Genomic DNA, 20,656 nt, shown 5'->3' with positions numbered 1-20,656 from the left:
CTGGCTCCTCAGTAGGACTTCGGCATCCCCAGCACCTTGTGGCTGAGGTAGTTGAGCACCATGTTCGGTGAGACGGGGGCGACCTGGAAGACGCGGTTGTCGCGGAACTTCCGCTCGATGTCGTATTCCCTGGCAAGACCATAGCCACCGTAGGTCTGCATGCACGTCTGCGCCAGGTCCCACGAGGCCTCCGCAGCAAGGTATTTGGCAATATTGGCGAGCTCGGGGGCGTTGTCGGCGCCGGCGTCGTAGGCGGCTGCAGCCTTCCAGCGCATCGCATCGGCCGCCTCCAAGTGGGCGTAGCCGTTGGCGATCGGGTGCTGGATGGCCTGGTTCGCGCCGATCGGCTTGCCGAACAGCACACGCTCGTTGGCGTACTTCACTGCCCGCTCGATGAACCACTTGCCGTCACCGATGCACTCGGCGGCGATGACGATACGCTCCGCGTTGAGCCCGTCGAAGAGGTACTTGAAACCGATACCCTCTTCGCCGATCAGCGAATCGGCCGGCACCCGGAGATTGTCGATGAACAATTCGTAGGTGTGATGGTTGAACATCAGCGGAATCTTGCGCATCGCCAGCCGCGCGGGGTCGACGTCGCGAATGTCGATCAGGAAGCAGGAGATACCGAGACCGGGCTTCTTCGGGTCGGGCGACGGGCTCGTGCGGGCCATGATCACCATGAGGTCGGTGTAGGCGGCACGCGAGATGAACACCTTCTGGCCGTTGAGGACCCATTCGTCGCCATCCAGGCGGGCCGTCGTGGCCAGCTTGGAGGTATCGGTGCCGGCGTTCGGCTCGGTCAGGGCGAAGGTGGTCAGTCGGACGTCACCGCTGGTGATCTGCGGGAGCCACTTCTTCTTGAGTTCCTGCGAGCCGTGGTTCACCACGATGCCCATCGCGAACATCGCCGCGTGGATGGCGGCGCCGGCACCACCGGAGCGGTTGATCTCCTCGGTGATGACCGAGGCCTCGGTCACACCCAGGCCCCAGCCGCCGTACTCCTCCGGGATCATTACGGAGTGCAGGCCGGCCGTCTCCGCCGCCTTCGCGAACTCCTCGGGGAAGGCCTCCTTCTCGTCGACCTCGCGGTAGTAGTCGTTGTCGAAGCGGGAGGTGACCGCCTTGGCGGCCTGGAGCACGTCGTCCAGGGTCGCCTTTGTCTCGCTAGTGGCGTTGTCAGCAGTCATGATGGTTTTCGAACCTTTCTTGTCTAGCCCGTGGGCTGGCTTATGTGGTCGCGTTGACCTGCGGCGTCGGGCCGAATGCCCCGCCTTCGGCCAGCGACTCGATCTGGGACTCGTGCACGCCGATTTCGTTGAGGATGGCGTCGCGGTGCTCACCCAGGCGCGGCACGCGGGCCGGAGTCGGCACCGCGAACCCCGTGGGGTCATCCGGCTGCCGCAGCGAGCCTCCGATGGCGTCGTCCACCTCGACGAAGGTGCCTCGGTCGGCGAAGTGTTGGTTGTCGAGCACCTCGCTCATCGTCAGGACCGGCGCCACGGGGACGTCCACCTCGGTCAGGGCGTCGACGACCTGCGCCCGGGTCAACTGGGTACTCCACGCTTCGAGCAATTCCTCGACTTCCCGCTGCCGGTGGGCGCGTTCGATGTAGGTCGCGTAGCGCGGGTCGTCGGCGAGTTCGGGCTGCCCCATCGCGCGGCACAGGCGCGCCCAGAAGTCGTCGCGGTTGACTCCGATGTTGTAGTAGCCGTCCGCGGCTGCGAACGTCCCGTAGGGGACACCGTGGAAGTCGTTTGCTCCGGCGGCCTTCGACAGGTGCGCGTCGCTGGACTGCACGCGAGCGAGGGCCACCGTCGCCAGTGGCAGCGTGCACTCGGTCAGCGACAGGTCGATCATGCGGCCGCGGCCGGTTTGCTCGCGCTCACGCAGCCCGAGCAGCACCGAGGAGTGCGCGGTCATCCCGGTGACGATGTCGCCGAGGGCGAACCCGCACCAGGTCGGTCGCCCGTCACGGTCGCGGGTGAGCCCGGTGGTGCCGGACAGTGCTTCGGCGACCATCGCCAGGCCGGCGCGGTTGGCGTCGAGGCCGGCGTCGAACAGGCCGAATCCGCTCATGCTGACCACGATCAGGTTGGGGTAGCGCTCCTGAAGATCCGCCGGGTGGATTCCGAGGCGCCCCAACGCTCCGCCACGCATGTTCGTGATGAACACGTCCGCATCGGCCAGCAGCCGGTCGAGGAGCGCGGAACCGGATTCGGACTTGAGGTCGAGGGTGATGCTGCGCTTGCGCCGGTTGAGTGAGGCGAAGTACCCCGACATGGTGCCTTGATCGGTGGTGCGGATCGGCTCGCGACTACGGGTGAGTTCGCCCTGGGGCGGCTCGACCTTGATCACGTCGGCACCCTCATCGGCCAGCAGCATCCCGCAGTAGGGTCCGGCGATGAGGTGGCAGAGTTCGACGACCTTGACGCCGTCGAGTACACCTTCACGCACAGGGGTGTGGTCGTTCATCGGGTGGCCGGTCCTTTCGACGGTCGTGCGAGGAGTTCGAGGAGCCCGGAGACGGGGGCATCGTGTGCCAGTGCCTGGACGGTGTCCCACAGCTCGTCGACGGCCACCGCCGCCCCGCCGTGCTGGAAGCAGTCGGCCGCTTTGGCTTTCAACTGGTCGACGGTCAGACGGTGATCCGGACTTCCCGAGATGGTCTTACCGACGAAGGTCTGCTCGGTGCCGTCCTGGAGCCGGACCTGCGCTGTTACCGGCGCCATGGCCAGGAAGTCGACGTCCTCGGTGGGCCGGACAGTGATGCGCCCGGCGGCGAACCCGCCGACGACCGGGTCGCGCAGTGCGTCGTCGGCGAAGTCGCCGATGAGGACGGCGCCGCGGTGTAGTGCGACGCTGGCGGTGTAGCCGATGCAGAACTGTGCGTCCACGATGTTGGCGGTAGCGGGATCGAAGGTGCGTCCCACCATGTTGAACGCCTGGCCGCTGGTCTCGAACGTGATGTGTTCGACGGCCTCCGGTGTGATCCCGGACTCGCGGATCCGCAGCGTCAGGTCGATGGGAGCATGCGTGAAGCGGCACGCCGGGTAGGGCTTGAGGCTGAGATCGGTCAGATAGCCGGCTCGGTCGGCGCCCTCGAGCAGGACGTCGCGGTCGAACGTGCCGTCCTGGTAGAGGTTGATGAAACCGGCGCGGCCGTCGAAGACGTTGCGCGGGCCGTCGACGCCGGCACCGGCCAGCGCTGCACCGAAGAGGACGTCCTTGGCGACGACGGCGGGCTGGAAACGCTTGGCGAGGGTGCCGTCGATGATCGACTGCAGACTGCCCGAGGTCTGCGCGAGCTGGTGCCCGAGCAGGCTCACTGCCTGGCCGGCGTCCCACTGGCGGAGACGGGCGATCGCCAGCGCGGCTCCGATACCGCCGCTGACGACGCTGTAGTTCCAGCCCCGACTGCCCTTGGGTCCGCCGGCCCGGCCGACCCGCATTGCGCCGTCGAGGCCCACGACCAGCGCGGTCAGGAACTCCTGGCCGCCGCAGTCGGGCCGATTTTCCTCCAGGTCCGCGAGCAGGGCCGGCAGGACCACGCTGGCAGCGTGCAGCGGCACCGCGTCGTCGGTGTCGTCGTAGTCGAGTGCGTGCAGGGCACCTCCGTTGGCCACGGCGGCGAATGGCGCCGGCGCGGTGTCCGCGGTGCCCCAGATGGTGGCGTTACCGGTGCCCCAGGCGGACAGCGCGGTGCGTGCCTGGGGAACACCGGGGGAGTGCAGCCCGCCGAGTGCACAGGCCAGTGTGTCGAAGAGGACCTCGAGCGCCGCCTCGATCGTGGCCGCATCCAAATTGGGGTAGCTCTGGCGCACGGCGTGCTCGGCCAGCGGCTCCGCCAAGTCGGCGGTTGTCTCGGTCATCGGGCCTCCTCGGACTCGTCGATCTCGAAGTCGAACAGCCGAACCGGTTTCGTCTCGCGGACCTTCATCCTCACGCGCAGGTCCGGGCGCAGGGCCTCCCACGGCGCGAGGATCCTGCTCAAGCAGCGCACTCCCTCGTCAAGATCGACCAGACACAGGACATACGGGACCTCGTCGGCGAAAGTCGCCGGGGCTGCGGAGACCTCGGTGTAGCTGTACAGGGTTCCCCGGCCGCTCAAATCCACCCAGTCCACCTCGGACTTCCAGCACTCCGGGCAGACGGGCTTGGGTGGGAAGGTCATGTGGGAGCACTCCCGGCACCTGGTGGTCCGAAGGACTCCGTCGTTCAGGCCCTGCCAGAACGGTTCGGTGAACGGGGTGACCCGCGGCGGATAGGCCAGCGTTGTCCCCGTCGTTTGGATGGGCATCATTTTCGCTCCGTTCACGCGCCGTGGCCAGCGAGGATGTGCATCATCGTGGCGTTGTAGTCGCCGAGTTCGCCGGTGACGGAGCCGATTCCGGCTCCAGCAACCTGACGCTCTCCTGCCTCTCCGCGCAACTGCTGCACCGTCTCGTAGACGTTGTAGAGCGGGGTCACGTGCGGGGGATGGCCGCGGCTGGCGCAGCCACCGGAGGGTGAGATCGGCACCTGGCCGCCGATGGTGGTCGCCCCGCTGGCCGCGGCGGCGCCGCCGGTGCCCTTGGGGAACAGTCCGATGGACTCGCTCAGGATCAGCTCGACGATGGAGCAGGGGGCGTAGACCTCGGCGAAGTCGATGTCGTTGACCGAGATGCCGGCCTCGTCGTATGCCTTCGCGGAGGCGATTTCGGCCGACTCGAACCATGTCAGTGGACGGGGCCGGCTCGACACCTGGTGGATGCCCTCGTGGTGGAAGCCACGCGAGACCACGTCGACGTAGCGGGTGCCCAGGGAGCGGGCAAAATCTGGATCTGCGATCACGATGGCCACCGCACCGTCGGACCGTGGCGGCACGTCCAGCAGACCGAGCGGCTTGACGATGTCCCGGGCGCCGATGACGTCTTCGACGGTGATCGGCTTGCGCATCTGCGCGAGCGGGTTCATCGAGGCGTGAAACCGATTCTTCACCGGGATCGACGCGAGTTCCTCACGGGTGAGCCCGTATTCGTGCATGTAGCGCACCGCGTTGAACGCATACCAGGCGATGGGGGTGACGCCGAACGGGACGTGGAAGTCCACGTCGCCGACGGCCCGCATCGACCAGGTCATGTGCTCACCGGTGGGGACGTGCAGTTCCTTGTTGACCCCGAGCGCGACAGCGACCTTGGCCTTGCCCGAGGCGACGCGCTCGAGTGCGACGTCGAAGGCGATGGATCCGGTCAGCCCGTTGCCGAGGACCTCCATCAGGATGTCGCCCACCGCCATCTCGAGGTATCCGGCCATGAATGTGCCGAAGTACCGCTGGTCCGCATAGGGGCGCGGAGTGGAGAAGATCAGCGCATCGATGTCTTTCTTGGTCAGGCCTGCATCGGCGATCGCTGCGACCAACGCCTGGGCCATCATTTCGTGCTCGAGTTTGTCGAGGTGCTTGCCGACCGGCAGGGCCCCGATTCCCACCACGGACGCGATCGGCTTCATGATTCCGTCACCGTTGCCCTTCATTTACAAGTAGGAATTTGACTGACATTTAGTTGTATGTCTGACATTAGAGCGGTCTGTGAGGATGGTGTCAAGGGTCACCGGCGTTCGAACGCGCGGAACAGGGTCGTCACCGCATCGAGTGACTCGAGTTCGGGCAGCCGCGCGAGCAGCGAAACGAGGGCACCTGCCTGGTCGGGATCGAGGGCACGCAGGGTCAGGGCCTCAAACTTGGCCCGTATCTCCCCATCGCTCATCGGGTTCGCCGGATGACCGCGAGGCACATCGGCGGCCGCCGACAACATCGAACCGTCCGCCATCGTCAGGGTGAGTTCGGTCGGGCAACTGTCCCGGGTCGCTCGATCCGTCAGATCGGGACGTTCGACCACGCTGATGTGGTCGATGATCGAGAAAAGCCCGGGATCGGTCAGCCGCTCGCTCGTGAACGCCTCGTCCGACAGTTCACCGTCGACGAAGGCGGCCGCCATCAGGTACGGCATGCTGTGGTCTGCGGTTTCTCGGGTCGGTGGACGCCACTTCTCCGCGGCGTCGCCTCGGCCGCCCCCGATCGAGCGCCACGCGTTCATGCAGGTCGCCACGTCGATCGCAACGATGTCGGAGAGGACGGCACGGTCGCGCAGCTCGAGAACCAAGTCGACGGGGACCTGACCCCAGTAGCAGGCCGGATGCCGTTTGAGGCTGGCCCGTTCGATGGCCGACGGGTCCGCTGGTGTCAGCGTGAGATCAAAGGTGGGCCAGATGCGTTCGAGCAGCCCATCCTTGCCCTCGAACGGTTCGGAAGGCCCGCTCATCCCGGCCGCGGCCAGGCGGACGGCGAATGTCGCTGTCATGGCGGCGTGGCCGGTGGCCGCGGCCTTCCACTCCGACAGCTCGCCGAACCTGGTCACCCGCAACGGGATGCTGGGGACGACGGCGAGGGCGAGGGCGTGTCCAATCTGCTCGCGCGGCAGCCGGAGGAGCTTGGCCTGACCGGCCGCGATGCCGAGCGAGCAATACACCCCTTGATCCCAGCCGCCGTCAGGAGGCACCGCCTCGGCCAGGCGGGTCGCGACTTCGTAGGCGAGGGAGATCGCGGTGACGGCGTCGGCCCCCGTCCCTCCCACCGCCTCGGTCATCGCGAGCAGGGCGGGGATCATGTCACTCGGGTGTCCGGAGACCCCGAAGTCGTTGAAGTCGAGGTAGCGGTCGGCTGTGGCGTTGGCGAAGGCGACCTGGTCGACGAGGCATTTCTCCGATTCGCCATAGACCGACGCCACGAGGGGCCCACCGATACCGCGGGCGACCTCGCGGGCCATGCCTGCGGGCGCACTCGAGTACCCCCCAGCGCCGCATCCGACGGTGTCGATCGTGTGGCGTACGACGGCGCGGACGGCGCCGGACGTCAGGGTGTCGAAGTCGGTTGCCTGGATGAAGTCGACCAGTGAGGTCAGCAACTTGTCCATCGCGATCAGCCGAGCTGTCGGGTGAGGGCCGCGATGTCGGCGACGGACTCGAGCTGGTCGATGGTGGTAACGAGCTGCTTGATCTCGGTGTCCTCGAAGGGACGGGCGGCGTGTCCGGCGCAGTCCTCGAACTTCGTCACCAGCTGTGACCAGTTCAGGGGGTTGTGGGCAGCGCCGGGAGTCTCGTCGTGCTTGGCCTCGCCGTAGAGCTCGCGGCCGTCCGCGAGGACGAGTCGAACAGCCCCCGCGGGGAGTTCCTTGCCCCAGTTGTACTTGGGATCGTCCACGAACACGACCTTCGACGCGACTTCGTAGACGAGCGGATCCGCGCGGCGCTCCGGTGAGAAGTCACCCACTCGCACCGTCCCGTTCAGCAATGCGAGCGAGACCGTGAAGGGGATGCTGAATTTGGCGTCGTTCGAGGTCGGGGGCCGTCGGCGGAACTCTGTCGGCTCACTCAGCTGTTTCGCGAAATCGCCGCCGAAGACCTCGATCGTCTCGATCTCGTCGGTGCGGCCGGGCCCGCCCATCAGCCGGAGCGCGGTGTCGATGTAGGCGTGCGTGACACCGCAGCTCGGCCACAGCTTGTAGAGGATGCTCGCGCCGTGGAAATCGCTGCCGAGGTCGGCGACCATCGCGTCCCGGTCCCACTCGCCGAAGTAGACCGGCAGAAAGGCGGCGTTACCCTCCAGCGGGGTCGAGGTGGCTTTGACACCCTTCTCGGCCAGCAGGGCCGAGAGCACCGCGGCCTTCGCGGCGAACCCGCCGTACATCCCCCGCAGGTCACCACCGGTGCCGTAGGCGGTCTGCATCGTGCTGGCGGCCTGCGTGCAGGCGATACCGATCGCGTCCGCGACCTGCTTGGCGTCCAGACCGAGCAGCTTGGCACACGCCGCCGCGGAGGCGAGCGTCCCCACGACCGGGGTCATGAACCAGTCCTGCTTCCAGGTGACGTTCTTGCGGAGCCGCGCAAAGAGATCCTGGCCGACCGCCAGGGCGGTGATGAAGTCCTCGCCCGTCACGCCGCCCTTGCGTTCCGCCACGGCGAGCAATGCCGGTAGCACCGTGACGCTCGGATGGTGACCTTCCGGCAGATGGTCGTCGTAATCGAGGCCATGGCCCATGGAGCCGTTGACGAAAGCGGCGGAAACGGCGGGGAGCTTTCCGCCGAACCCGAACAGTGTGCTTTCCGGCTTACCGCCCCAGTCTCTGGTGAGCTCGACGACGGCCGGCATGACGTCCATGAGACCGCTCGCGCCCAGGATCACACCCAGCGTGTCGAGTGTGCTGTACTTCGCGGCTCGGATCGCCTCCTCCGGGAGGGATTGAAACGTCGCCTCCGCGACGTACCGACCGAAGACCGTTGCGAGATCCTCCTGCGCCACCATGTGCCACACCACCACCATTCACTTGAGGTAGATCATTGCCATATCGCTAATAGTCTGACATTGACGTGTTGGGTGTCACAACCCCCGGGGCTGATGGATTGGGCGCGCTGCGAATTTCGCTCGCCCCCGTGTCAGGGGGGCTTCACGAAGTGCCGCCGCGGGAGGGGCGGCGCCGGGGGTGGATCCGGAATCGGGTGACCGAGTGTTCGGATTCTCATCGCGTGCGAACGGGCGGACGCCACGGTAACGGGCTGTTAAATGTTTGACCTTGCGCTGCATGGTTAATGTCATCTACAGTCGGCATGGGCGGAAGAAGTGGTCCCCGACACAGCGACGCTCCACCCTCGGGCGCATTGGCGGGGATGGATCGCCTCGCAGGCCGAGCCGGCTACCGGTGGCGTGCGAGGATTCGCCTCCATCGCCTGCCGCCTCACGGGTACCTGCGACTTCGCGGTCCGCCGCTGCCGAGGAATCCGGCGGCGGACCGCGACTTCAATCACAAACTGTACGAACGAGTTCCGAAGAATCGCTAGCCATTTCGGCTACGACACCAAGGAGACTGATTGTGAAGGTCGACGCCCGCTTGGATGTGGACGATGTCGAGGCAATGGCTCAGACCGCGCGGCGATTGGAGTTGGAAGGCTACGCGGGCATCTGGACGTCGGAAACGGCCCATGATCCGTTCCTCCCCCTGATGGTCGCCGCCCAGCACACCCAACGGGTCCAACTCGGATGTGCTATCGCCGTAGCGTTCGCGCGTAACCCCATGACGATTGCGAACGTTGCCCACGACCTGCAGGCGTACTCGCGCGGACGATTCGCTCTCGGCTTGGGAACTCAGGTGAAATCGCATATCGAACGCCGTTTCTCCATGCAATGGTCTAACCCGATGGCTCGGCTCGAGGAGTTCATCGACGCAGTGAAGGCGATCTTGACGGCATGGGAAACGGGGGATCGACTGCACTTCGAGGGTTCCTACTACCGCCACACCCTTATGACGCCGATGTTTCGGCCCGAGCCGCATGGTCATGGACTTCCGCCGATCATCATGGCCGGTGTCGGGGCAAGCATGTTAGAGGCCGCCGGCCGGAGCGCGGACGGCGTCCTGGTGCACGCGTTTTCTACCCCGGACTACCTCCGTGACGTCGTTCTACCCGCTGTCGAACGGGGTCTGTCTTCCCGTACCCGCGCGCGTGACGGCTTCGAGGTGAGCTGTCGTGGGTTTCTCGCAACGGGCCGGGACGAGAAAGAACTCGAACACGCAAAGCAAGCGATCCGGGCGCGCATTGCGTTCTACGCAAGCACGCCTTCATACATGCCCGTCCTCGAGCGTCACGGCTGGGATGCCCTCGGTAGGCAGCTCAATATTCTGTCGCGATCGGGAGACGACGACCGATGGACCAAGATGGCAAGCCTTATCGACGACGAAGTGCTCGAAACGTTCGCTATTGTCGCCGAACCTGATCGCGCTGGTGCCGAGATCGCGAGACGCTACTCCGGAATCGCAGATCGCTACTGGTTCTACACCCCCTATCCGACTTCTCCCGAACTACTCTCGTCGATTTCTCTTGCCATCAGTACTGAGCAGTCAATCGGGTAAGGGTGCGACCGCATGTCGGAGTAGGCCGACGAGTTCGGAGACTTTTATGCGTATCGGATTTTGCGGAGTGGTCCGGACAGACACGGCACCAGGCATCATCCGCAGCCAACACCGAGAATCTGCTCGAAATACCGCGGACCCACCGGTGCATATGGTCGACGCTCCTCGCGCGTAGATCGAGTCGAGCTGTCTTCAGGCGGCGGTCGCGGCTGGCTGTCGCGGTTGCGGCGACGCGGAGCGACGCTGTTGCGGAATGCGCCGACGTGACCGGTATCGGACAGGCGCGCCCCGCGGTCGTTCACGCACCGGCTACGAGCCCAGGTCATGCTGCATCGCAGCGCTCGGTTGGTCGGATTCGCGGGTGCGTAGCGGCAGATCGGCTCGCCAACTGTGCAGGCACCCAGGCTGATCGACGTCCCCGATCTGGCTTCGACGATCGCACCCCACCAGCCATCCGATGACGCGAATATGTTGCACCGCAGTGCTGCTGGGCGCTGCGGTGCTGAGCTCGTTGAGCAAGTCCTCGCTGAGGTCGCTGCCCATAACGTCGTTCTGGAACTTCAGCGCTGCCCTTCACGCGTCGTCGATCGCCGGGGTTGGTGGCCACGATGGGATGCTCAGCTGGAACGCCAGCGGGTAGATTGTCGGCTCCACGTCGCCCATGAAACGGCTGGGCGATCTTCGCGGCCGCGTCGGGGTTCGCATGGATGTCCCCCGGGCGTGGGCGGCCGTGAAGCATTCAGCATGCCTGGTCTCTGCGCGATCGTTCGTTCCGAGGCTATCGCTGGAGGTTGTTCGCGAGCGGAGTGTAGTCGCCATTGGCGAGGTTGAACGGGTAGGTGTCTGCACCTTGCCGGATCGCAATACTCGTGGGCGGGGAGATGGCGATCGCGTCGCCCGATTGCTGGCTCAAACTCTAGCGACACTGGCGAAGCCAACCCGCGGAAATGCTAAATGTTTGACCTTGCGCGCAGTGTTTATTGTCATCTATGGTTGGCACTGTTCCAGAACGCGTCGCGCCACACGGAACGTTGCGCTCGCGACGTAAGCGAGGCCCTGACAGCCCGGCACGGGCGTCACGACCCGGATACCGCCGGCTACCGCCTCGCGGGACGGCGTGACCGAAGCTGCCGATAAAGGGCGGCGGCGGCTTGCACTCCAACTAACCACTGTACGAACGAGTTCGAAGGACGCCGATGACCACAAACGTCCAGACCGAGGGGCCGTTGCACGGCCTACGCGTGGTCGATATGACCACGTCCTACGCTGGTCCCACCGCGGCGATGTATCTCGCCGATCTCGGTGCCACAGTCGTCAAAGTCGAGCGGCCGGGCTACGGCGACGATGCCCGCAGCTGGGGACCGCCGTTCGTCGACGGGACCTCGGCCTGGTTCGCCTCGGCCAACCGGAACAAGAAGTCAGTGGTCGTCGATCTGGGCTCGGTATGCGGGCGGCAGGTGCTGCTGCGGCTGCTCGACACCGCAGATGTCTTTCTCCAGAACACGAACCCGGCCAAGCTTGTTCGCTTGGGAATCGACGGCGAAACCCTCCGTCAGCGCAACCCGCGGCTGATCTACTGCGCATTGTCCGGCTTCGGCCTGGACGGCCCGGACAGCGACCTGCCGGGATATGACCTCGTGGCTCAAGCACGCTCGGGACTGATGTCGGTCACCGGAGAAAAGGGCGGCAGCCCCCAACGTGTCTCGACCGCGCTGTCCGACGTGGTCACCGGAATGTGCGCGGCGATCGCGATCAACGCGGCCGCGGTCCGCCAGGCCCGCACCGGGGAAGGCGAGATCATCGACGTCTCCCTGCTCGACACCGACCTCGCGCTCATGGCGCCCCGCATCGCGGCGTACCACGCCGGAGAGCCCGAACCGACCCCCAGCGGCGGCACCGACTCCGTCCTCGCGGTCTACCAACCTTTCGACACCGCCGACCGAACCATCGTCATCGCGGTCGGCAACGATGCGATGTGGCAACGCTTCTGCGCCGCCGTCGACCTCCCCGAACTCGCCGCCGACCCGGCCCTCGCCGACAACGCCGGCCGCCGCGAGCACCGAGCACGGATCACCGCAATCATCGCAAAGCGGCTCGCCACCCGGACAGCCACCGACTGGCTCCGCATCCTCGGTGAGGTCGACGTGCCCGCGGCCTTGGTCCAGACGCTGTCGGAGGTCGTGAAGGACCCCCAGGTCGTGGCGCGAGGTGCCCTGATGCCGGTACCGGGCTCGGCGGGCGAACTGGTCACGGTGCACAGCCCCTTCCGGCTCGCGTCCGGACCGCCGCGCAACGAACGCTTCCCCGATCTCGGCGCCGACACCCGCGAGGTCCTGCTCGAGCTCGGATACAGCCACGACGAAGTAGCCGGTTTGCTCCTCAGTGGCGCGGTCACCGAGCCGTCGACCGCTGTACTTGAGGAAGAAGCGGTCTCATGAGTGTGGTCACGGTAGAGCAGGCAGGCTCGGTCACGACAGTGACGATCAACAGGCCCGAAGCCTTCAACGCCCTCAACACCGACGTGATCGCCGCTCTCCTGGACGCCGTCGCCTACGCGGCCGCCGAACCTGCAGTGCGCGCGGTCGTGCTCACCGGCAGCGGGGAGAAGGCGTTCAGCGCGGGAGCGGACCTGAAGGAACTCGCGGGAATGGGCCCGGACAGGGCCAGGGAAGTCATGGCCGCGGGCCAGCACATCTTCCGCACCATAGAACAGGCGCCGATCCCGATCATCGCTGCCGTCAACGGACTCGCACTCGGCGGCGGCTTCGAGCTGATTCTCACCTCGACCTTCCCCGTGCTCTCGACGAAAGCGTCACTGGGGCTACCCGAATCCGGATTGGGACTGATCCCCGGCTACGGCGGTACCCAGCGGTTGCCTCGGGCGGTGGGGCAGCGGGTCGCCGCGCATCTGATGCTCACCGGCAGCCGACTCGACGCCGACCGCGCCTACGCGCTCGGACTGACCCCTATCCCGCCGGTCGAGCCCGATCAGTTATTGGCCACTGCGACAGCCCTCGCCGAGAAGATCGCAGCACAGGGCCCGTTGGCGGTCCGCGCCATCCTCCATGCGCTCGAGGTCGGCCGCGACGCCCCCCTCGACGCCGGGCTCGGCGTCGAGACCGGACTGGCGGCACTGGCCGTCGCAGGTGACGAATCCACCGAGGGCATCGGCGCGTTCCTCGAGCGCCGGCCCGCGAAATTCGCGAACCCGGAGGCACACCGATGACTGTCGAGCCCCTCGAAATCGATACCGACCCGAAGGCATACCTGGCACTGCACGAGCTGCTCGACGAGCCGGCATCGGACGCAGCGCTCACCGACCGCGAACTGCAGGTGCGTGCACAGACCCGCGACATCGTGGCCCGCGAGGTCGCGCCCCGGGCGGCGCACCTCGACGCCACCCACGACTTCGCCCACGAGAGCGTCCAGGCGTTGGCCGCGGCGGGACTGTGTGGACTGATCTTCCCCGAACACGTCGGTGGCACAGCCGACACCAACATCGCCTACGCCGTGGCGATGGAGGAAATCACCGCCGGCTGCGCGGCAACAAGCCTGGTCTTCATGACGCAGATGCACGCGGCCTACCCGATCCTGCTCACCGGCACCGACGAGCTGCAGCGCCGCTACATTCCCGGCCTGCTCGACGGGTCACTCTACGGTTCGCTCGGGATCACCGAACCGGACGCCGGGTCGGACGTGTCGAGCCTGACGACCACCGCGACACCCACCGACGAGGGGTGGTCGCTCAGTGGTCAGAAGACCTTCATCACCACCGGTGACCGCGCCGACGTCATCATCTGCTTCGCCACCGTGGACCGCACCCGTGGCCGCGACGGAATCACCGCATTCGTCGTCGACGGCAGCTGGGACGGGGTCGGCCACGGCCAGCCGTTCCACAAGATGGGCATGCACGGCTCCAGCACCGCAGAACTCTTCTTCGACCACGTCGCGATCCCGCGAGCGAACCTTCTCGGTGAGCAGGGCCGGGGTTGGTCGGTCGTGATGAGTTCGGTGGTCAAGTCCCGCATCAGCGCCGCCGCACAGGGCGTCGGGCTCGCGCGCGCGGCGTACGCCCGCACGTTGGCCGCGCTGACCCGGCTGCACGGCAGCCGCCTCTCCGACGAGCACACCTTCGCCCTCGCCGACCTGCGCGGCCGGATCCTCCAAGGCAGGCTGCTGCTCCAAGCGGTCGCCCGTCAGGCCGACACCGATCCACACATCACCCCCGGCCAGATCGGGGTGATGAAGCAGACCTGCACCGACCTGGGCTTTTCGGCCTCGATCGAGGCCGCCCGCATCCTCGGGCCCTACGGCGACCTCGCCGATATCGGTGTCGAGCGGTGCCTGCGCGACGCCAAGGTCACGCAGATCTACGACGGCACCAACGAAATTCAGCGGCTGCTCATCGGCCGCGAGACCACCCGCGCAATGAAGGAACTGGCATGACATCACTGGAAGGCAAGGTCGCGATCGTCACCGGCGCCGGCCGTGGGCTGGGCCGATCGATGGCGCACGCGTTGGTCGAGGCCGGTGCTGCGGTCACCGTGGCCGCCCGCACGTCCACCGAACTCGACAGCTTCGTCGAGGAGGTGAAGGCGGCCGGTGGCCAGGCGTTGGCGTGTCCGACCGACATCACCGACGAGGCGTCGGTGGAGCGGATGGTCGAGGCCACCGTCGAGACCTTCGGCCGGGTGGACGTGCTGGTCAACAACTCCGGGATCGTCGCGTCCACCCCGCTCGTCGAGCAGTCCGCCGAGGAATGGGACCGGGTCGTCGCCACCAACCTGCGCGGCACCTATCTCGCAACCAAAGCTGTCGGGCGGCACCTGCTTGCGCAGAAATCGGGCAAGGTCGTCAACATCGCTTCCAACTTCGCCCTGCAGGGTGTTGCGAACCACGCGGCCTATTCCGCCTCCAAGGCCGGGGTCATCGCCTTCACGCGCTCGATGGCGATCGAGTGGGCGCGGTACGGCATCCAGGTCAATGCCATCGCACCCGGGTACTTCGCCACAGCCCTCAACGCCGAGATGCGTGAGGACGCCGACGCCTTGGCCAGCGTGGTGCGGGCCATCCCCGCGCGCCGGCTGGGTGAACCCGACGAACTCAAACCGTGGTTGCTGCTGCTTGCCGGTGGCGACTCGAACTTCATGACTGGCGAGGTCATCGTCATCGATGGCGGCCAGAGCGTCCGCTGAAACCGACCGGAGGACAACTAGTGAGTAACGACAGCAAGACCGTCGCCGTCCTCGGCGCCGGCACGATGGGCTCCGGGATCGCGACCGTGATGGCCCGGGCCGGCCACCAGACGATCCTCTTCGACATCAACGACACCAATCTGCAACGCGGTATCGACACCGTGCACGGCTTCTTCGACAAGAGCGTCAAGCTCGGCAAGCTCGACGCCGAGGCCGGCCGGTCCGCCAAGAACAGCCTGGTCGGCACCACCGACCTCACCGACCTCGCACCGTGCGACGTGATCGTCGAGGCCGTCTTCGAGGACCTCGCATTGAAGAAGGACACCTTCGGCCGGCTCGACGAGATCGTCTCGGAATCGACTCTGTTCCACACCAACACCTCGACGCTGTCGGTCACCGGCATCGCCTCCGGTTCCCGGCTGCCCGAGCGGGTCGTGGGTACCCACTACTGCAACCCGGCGCCCTTGATGAAGCTCGTCGAGGTCGCCGACGGTCGGCACACCGCCGACTGGGCCCACAAGGCGACCATCGAATTCCTCGGCTCGCTGGGCAAGACCAGCGTGGTCACCAAGGACCGGCCCGGGTTCATCGTCAACCGGTTCCTCATCCCGTGGGAGAACTCCTGCATCCGCGCCCTCGAGGCCGGCGTGGGCACCAAGGAGTCGATCGACGCAGCCGTGCTGGGTTCCCTCGGCCACCCGATGGGACCATTCCGGCTCCTCGACATCGTCGGCATGGACATTCACCAGCAGGTCGCCACCCGCCTCTACGAGCAATTGCGCGACCCGAAGTTCTTCCCGCCACCGATGGTCGAGCGAATGGTCGCCGCGGGCGATCTGGGCCGCAAGACCGGCCGCGGTTTCTACGACTACGACGACACCCGACTCTTCGGGTCCTGAGGAGTAACCATGAGCGAGTCCACCACCGACTTCTCGACGATCGGTCTGCTCGGGTTCGGCACCATGGGCGCCGGCATCGCCCACGTGCTGGCCACCTCCGGGCGCAAGGTGATCGTCCTCGACACAGACCAGGACCGTCTGGAAGCGGGCTGTGCCTCTGTCGCCGCGTTCCTCGACGACAGCATCGCCCGCGGCACCGTCACCGACGAGAACAAGACCGCGGTTCTGACCCGCATCATCACCACCACGCACGTGGCCGACCTCGCCGGTGTCGACGCCGTGATCGAGTCGGTTACCGAGAACGCAGAGGTGAAGACGGTCCTGTTGCGCGAAGTGGCCGCCGTGGTGGGGGAGCAAGTTCCCCTCCTGACCAACACTTCTGCGCTCTCGGTCACCGATCTCGCTGCCGCGCTGCCCAACCCGGCGCGTGTGGCCGGGTTGCACTTCTTCAACCCAGCACCGGTACAGCGCACCGTCGAGGTGGTGCCCGCTCTGCAGACCGACGGGGACCTGATCGAGCGGCTCGTCGCGCTTGTCGACACCCTCGCCGAGAAAGTCGCGGTCGTGGTCAAGGATCTGCCCGGGTTCCTGGTCAATTCCCTACTGCTGCCCTATCTCAACGACGTCGTCGCAGAGTACGACGACGGTCTGGCCACCGCGGAGGACATCGACGTCGCCCTCGAGCTCGGCCTCGGCTACAAGACCGGGCCCCTGAAGATGCTCGACAGGATCGGCCTCGACGCCCACCTCCACGCGTCCGACGCGGCATACGCCGCCACGCTGGACTCGCGGTACGCGCCGCCACCCCTGCTGCGTCGGATGGTCGCCGCCGGCCGGCTCGGCGACAAGAACGGCCACGGATTTCGCACCGGACAGCCCACCGAGGAGAACAACTGACATGGCATACGACGACATCCTGACCAGCATCGACGGCCCGGTCCTCACCATCACGATCAACCGGCCCGATGCAGGAAACAAGTTCCGCTACCAGAGCTGCCTGGAACTGTTCGACGCGCTGCAGAAGTTCCGGCTCGACCCGCAGCTGCGTGCCGCGGTGCTGACCGGTGCCGGTGAGAAGTTCTTCTGCATCGGCGGCGAGCACGATCCGGTCACCTCCCTCGACCAGTCCCAGGTGCTGCCGATCATCGACGTCTACCAGGCGATCGACACCATCGCGAAGCCGATCATCGCCGCCGTCAACGGCTTCGCGGTCGGCGGCGGCAACGTGCTGCACACTGTCTGCGACCTGACCATCGCCTCGGAGAACGCGGTCTTCCGGCAGGTCGGCCCGATGGTGGGCAGCTTCGACGCCGGATACGGCAGCTGGTACCTCGAGGACACGATCGGCCGTAAGCGCGCCAAGGAGATGTGGTACCTCAACAAGAAATACACCGCCGAGCAGGCCCGCGAGATGGGCCTGGTCAACGAGGTCGTCGCCTTCTCCGAACTCCAGGCTCGCGCCGCCGAGGTGGCCCGTGAGATCACGACCCGAAGCCCGCTGGCGATCGGCGGGATGAAGGGCGCCTTCTCCGCCCGCCACAACGGTGTCTCCGGCCAGGCACGGATGGCCCACGACCAGCAGCTGACTCTCTACCTCCAGACCAAGGAGGCGCACGAAGTCAGTGCGGCGTTCGGCGAGCGCCGTCAGCCCAAGACCGAGAGCTTCTGGTCGTGAGCTGGTCATCGGGGTGGTGGGGTCCCGCCCTCACCAGTGATCAGAGTGATCTGCGCGCCATGCTGGACGCGTTTTACGCCGCGCACGACCCTGTGCTCGACGACGACCCGGATGCAGTGGCCGCACTGGTCACCGAACTAGCCGAGCTCGGGGTCTGGACCCTCGGCACAGCCGAATCCGCGGGTGGAGGGGGCGCGGAGCGGGAACTGACCGCGCTCGCCCTCGAACGGCTCGGCCGTGCCTGGCCCGCGCTCGGCTGGGCTGCCGCGCAGGCACACGCCGCCATCGACGTCCTCGCCGGCGACAACCGATTCACCGACCTCGTCGCCCAGATCCATACCGGGCAGGCGTCCGTCGCGGTCGTCGACACCGTCTCGGCGCACGTCCGGCTAACATTCACCGGCAACGCGCTCACCGGCTCGATCGACCGAGTCGACGCCGCCGCTCTGAGGCCACACCTGCTGGTGCTCGACGGTAGCGACAGAGCACTGTTGGTGTCCTCCGCCGCGGTCACGTTCACCGCGCTGCGCCGCACCGGGCTCGGCGGCGCACTCACCCGAGCCGCGGATGTCGAGGCCACCACCGACACAATCGACGAACTGACCGGAATCGACGCCACCTCCGCCCGAAACCGACTGCGGCTCGGCGCGGCCGCTGTGGCGGCCGGTATCGCCGGTGCCGCTGCCGACGCGGCCGCGGACTACGCCGCCGACCGCCACCAGTTCGGCGACACCCTCACCGCAATTCCCACGGTGCGCCAGTCCCTGCTCGGTCAAGCCGCCCGCTCGATTACCATCCTGGGCGCCGCTCTGACCGCCGAGAACCCGGTGCAGGCGCTCGCCGCCGCGCAGCAGGCCTGCGACAGCGCGATCCAGGTCGCCGCCGACGCCCTGCAATCGCACGGCGGCTACGGCTACCTCACGGAATACAGCGCCGAATGTCGACTGCGCGACGCGGTGTCACTCCGCGCCGCGGTCGACACCCAAGGTGCCGCGATCGCCACCGCCCGCGCTCTCGTGAGCCTTCCGCCCGCGCCCACCGCCCTCTGGAAGGACGCGTCATGACCTCGACCTACCGGCCACTGGCCGACGTCCTCGACGGCCAGGCCACACCGATCGACGACGAGACCGCCGCCGCCTGGCGAGCCGAGGGCTGGTGGGAGAACCGGTCGATCCGGTCGCTGCTGACTGACATCGCCGAGACCGACCCAGACCGAGTCGCTCTGATCGGCCGGCGCAGCGAGGGTGACCGGATCACCCGTACCTACCGGCAGTTCGACCAGAACGCGCACCACGCCGCCAGCGTCTTCGCCTCGCTCGGGGTCGGTGTCGGTGACGCGGTCGTGCTGATGCTGCCGAACTGGGTGGAATACCCCGAGATGGTGTTCGGGATCAACGAGATCGGCGCGATCTACGCCGGCATCCCGGTCGCCTACGGTGAGAAGCAGGCTGCGGCGATCCTGCGGCGGAGCAAGGCCAAGGTACTCGTCATCCCGCGCCGCTGGCGCAGCAACGACCACCTCGAACTCTCCCGCACGCTCCGTGCACAAATTCCCACCCTCGAGCACGTGATCGTCATCGACGAGGACGATTCAGACCTGCTGGACGGCGAGTCGCTGTGGTCCAGCCATGCCGCCGTGCCCACCCGCCAGTTCCCGGACCCGGAGCCCAGCCGGGTCTGCTACCTCGGCTTCACCTCCGGCACCACCGGCGAGCCGAAGGGGGCGATGCACAGCCACAACACTCTGATCTACTCGGCCCGGCAACAGGCGACACACGTGGGTCCGACCGCCTACGGGGATCCGATGGTCCAACTGGTGGCATCCCCGGTCGGCCACCACACGGGCTTCGTATGGGGCATCCTCTTCACGGTCGTGCTGGGCGCAACAGGCGTGCACGTCGATCGCTGGGACCCCGAGTGGGGTATCGAAGTGATCCGCCAGGAAGGGGTGACCACGTTCTTCGGAGCCCCCGCCTTCCTGCAAGACATGGTTCGCACCGACCTGGCCGGGGACCCGTCCTGCCCTTTGAAATGCCTTGTCATCGCGGGTTCGTCAGTGCCGCGGGGCCTGCCGGCGCAGGCGCAAGAGGCACTCGGCGCCTACATCTGCCCGGCCTGGGGCATGACCGAGTGCAGCATCATCGTCTCGTGTACACCGAAGGAACCCAACACCATCCAGAGCACCGACGGCTCGGTCTTCGCCGGCTCGGAGGCGCGGGTCGTCGACGAGAACGGCGAGGACGTCGCGGTGGGCGAGGTCGGTGATCTACTCGTCCGCGGTCCGTCGGTGATCTACGGATACTACGATCGGCCGGACGCGACCGCCGATGCCTTCGCACCAGGTTTGTGGTTCAAGACCGGCGATCGGGCCAGCCTCGACGACCACGGCTGGCTGTCCCTGCGGGGACGAACCAAAGACATCATCATCCGCGGTGGCGAGAACATCCCGGTCACCGACGTCGAGTCGATCATCTTCGACCATCCCGACGTGCTGAACGCCGCCGTCGTCGGCATGCCCGACGACCGGCTCGGTGAGCGGGTGTGCGCCGTCCTCGTCGTCAAGGCCGGCAGCCCCGAGCCGACCGTGGCAACACTGGGGGATTACCTACTGTCCCAAGGCCTCTCCAAGCACTACCTACCGGAGCGGGTCGTCGCACTCCCGGAGCTGCCGATGACTCCCAGTGGCAAGATCCAGAAGTTCAAGCTCCGGGAGATGATCGTGTGAGCGCGAGGGTAGCCGCCGCCGAAGCCGAGGTGGACCACGCTGAACCGCCCCGCCCGCGGAATCGATGCACACTGCAAGGCTGATTAATACCGAGCCGACAGCTCGTCTTCGACCCGGGCCCAGGGCCGGGAACTTCGAGGAATCTGCCCAACGCCACCGGGCCTCCGGCTCGCGGTTGTACCCGAGTTCGGTGATGGAGCCGTTCCGCCCCAAGTCAGCCT

At 66.7% G+C, this 20,656-nt stretch carries 17 protein-coding genes; 10 read left to right on the top strand and 7 right to left on the bottom strand.

All coding sequences use genetic code 11. The features are described 5' to 3' along the window. Positions 1–8: 8 nt before the first annotated feature. The 7 genes from CJ179_RS01100 to CJ179_RS01070 all read right to left on the bottom strand — a co-directional run bounded on the left by CJ179_RS01100 (position 9) and on the right by CJ179_RS01070 (position 8,341). Entirely contained in the window at positions 9–1,190 is a 1,182-nt protein-coding gene (locus CJ179_RS01100; protein WP_095860458.1) for an acyl-CoA dehydrogenase family protein, read from the bottom strand. Between the two features lie 40 nt (positions 1,191–1,230). Beyond that, positions 1,231–2,475, bottom strand: a complete 1,245-nt coding sequence (locus tag CJ179_RS01095) for a CaiB/BaiF CoA-transferase family protein (RefSeq protein ID WP_095860457.1) — start codon at positions 2,473–2,475, stop codon at positions 1,231–1,233. Beyond that, positions 2,472–3,872 carry an MmgE/PrpD family protein gene (locus tag CJ179_RS01090; RefSeq protein ID WP_095860456.1) on the bottom strand — a complete coding sequence of 467 codons (1,401 nt, stop codon included), beginning with the start codon at positions 3,870–3,872 and terminating at the stop codon, positions 2,472–2,474. The genes CJ179_RS01095 and CJ179_RS01090 overlap by 4 nt, the downstream gene beginning before the upstream one ends. Beyond that, complete coding sequence (locus tag CJ179_RS01085) at positions 3,869–4,303, bottom strand: Zn-ribbon domain-containing OB-fold protein (protein WP_143548859.1); 435 nt, start codon at positions 4,301–4,303, stop codon at positions 3,869–3,871. The genes CJ179_RS01090 and CJ179_RS01085 overlap by 4 nt, the downstream gene beginning before the upstream one ends. An 11-nt stretch (positions 4,304–4,314) precedes the next feature. After that, positions 4,315–5,514, bottom strand: coding sequence for a thiolase family protein (locus CJ179_RS01080; RefSeq protein WP_257015225.1), 1,200 nt, complete (start codon positions 5,512–5,514; stop codon positions 4,315–4,317). Between the two features lie 74 nt (positions 5,515–5,588). After that, the gene (locus CJ179_RS01075) at positions 5,589–6,953 is read right to left on the bottom strand and encodes an MmgE/PrpD family protein (RefSeq protein ID WP_095860454.1); all 1,365 of its coding nucleotides are present in this window, start codon (positions 6,951–6,953) and stop codon (positions 5,589–5,591) included. A gap of 5 nt (positions 6,954–6,958) precedes the next feature. Continuing rightward, positions 6,959–8,341: an MmgE/PrpD family protein gene (locus tag CJ179_RS01070; RefSeq protein ID WP_179377483.1), complete on the bottom strand. Its 1,383-nt coding sequence runs from the start codon at positions 8,339–8,341 to the stop codon at positions 6,959–6,961. Positions 8,342–8,906: 565 nt separating this feature from the next. On the opposite strand from CJ179_RS01070, the gene CJ179_RS01065 reads away from it, so the two are divergent. From CJ179_RS01065 to CJ179_RS01015, 10 genes are all read left to right on the top strand, one after another. Further along, positions 8,907–9,941 carry a TIGR03617 family F420-dependent LLM class oxidoreductase gene (locus CJ179_RS01065; protein WP_095860452.1) on the top strand — a complete coding sequence of 345 codons (1,035 nt, stop codon included), beginning with the start codon at positions 8,907–8,909 and terminating at the stop codon, positions 9,939–9,941. A gap of 1,196 nt (positions 9,942–11,137) precedes the next feature. Next, entirely contained in the window at positions 11,138–12,379 is a 1,242-nt protein-coding gene (locus CJ179_RS01055; protein ID WP_095860450.1) for a CaiB/BaiF CoA-transferase family protein, read from the top strand. Further along, a complete protein-coding gene (locus tag CJ179_RS01050) occupies positions 12,376–13,167 on the top strand; it encodes an enoyl-CoA hydratase/isomerase family protein (protein WP_095860449.1) in 792 nt (263 codons plus the stop codon). The genes CJ179_RS01055 and CJ179_RS01050 overlap by 4 nt, the downstream gene beginning before the upstream one ends. Next, the gene (locus tag CJ179_RS01045) at positions 13,164–14,387 is read left to right on the top strand and encodes an acyl-CoA dehydrogenase family protein (RefSeq protein ID WP_095860448.1); all 1,224 of its coding nucleotides are present in this window, start codon (positions 13,164–13,166) and stop codon (positions 14,385–14,387) included. The genes CJ179_RS01050 and CJ179_RS01045 overlap by 4 nt, the downstream gene beginning before the upstream one ends. Further along, the gene (locus tag CJ179_RS01040; RefSeq protein ID WP_095860447.1) at positions 14,384–15,136 is read left to right on the top strand and encodes an SDR family NAD(P)-dependent oxidoreductase; all 753 of its coding nucleotides are present in this window, start codon (positions 14,384–14,386) and stop codon (positions 15,134–15,136) included. Before CJ179_RS01045 ends, CJ179_RS01040 begins: the two co-directional genes overlap by 4 nt. Before the next feature lie 20 nt (positions 15,137–15,156). Next, positions 15,157–16,035, top strand: coding sequence for a 3-hydroxyacyl-CoA dehydrogenase family protein (locus CJ179_RS01035; RefSeq protein WP_095860446.1), 879 nt, complete (start codon positions 15,157–15,159; stop codon positions 16,033–16,035). 9 nt (positions 16,036–16,044) lie between these two features. Beyond that, a complete protein-coding gene (locus tag CJ179_RS01030; RefSeq protein ID WP_095860445.1) occupies positions 16,045–16,932 on the top strand; it encodes a 3-hydroxyacyl-CoA dehydrogenase family protein in 888 nt (295 codons plus the stop codon). Between the two features lies 1 nt (position 16,933). After that, positions 16,934–17,710: an enoyl-CoA hydratase-related protein gene (locus CJ179_RS01025; protein ID WP_095860444.1), complete on the top strand. Its 777-nt coding sequence runs from the start codon at positions 16,934–16,936 to the stop codon at positions 17,708–17,710. Continuing rightward, positions 17,707–18,774, top strand: a complete 1,068-nt coding sequence (locus CJ179_RS01020; protein WP_095860443.1) for an acyl-CoA dehydrogenase family protein — start codon at positions 17,707–17,709, stop codon at positions 18,772–18,774. The genes CJ179_RS01025 and CJ179_RS01020 overlap by 4 nt, the downstream gene beginning before the upstream one ends. Then, on the top strand, positions 18,771–20,435 hold the full coding sequence (locus CJ179_RS01015; RefSeq protein WP_095860442.1) for an AMP-binding protein: 1,665 nt from the start codon (positions 18,771–18,773) through the stop codon (positions 20,433–20,435). Before CJ179_RS01020 ends, CJ179_RS01015 begins: the two co-directional genes overlap by 4 nt. The last annotated feature ends 221 nt before the right edge of the window (positions 20,436–20,656 follow it).

Origin of the sequence: Rhodococcus sp. ACS1, from assembly GCF_002300155.1 — a bacterium.
Classification (GTDB): Bacteria; Actinomycetota; Actinomycetes; order Mycobacteriales; family Mycobacteriaceae; genus Rhodococcus_F; species Rhodococcus_F koreensis.
This window is presented reverse-complemented; position numbering and strand designations above follow the sequence as displayed.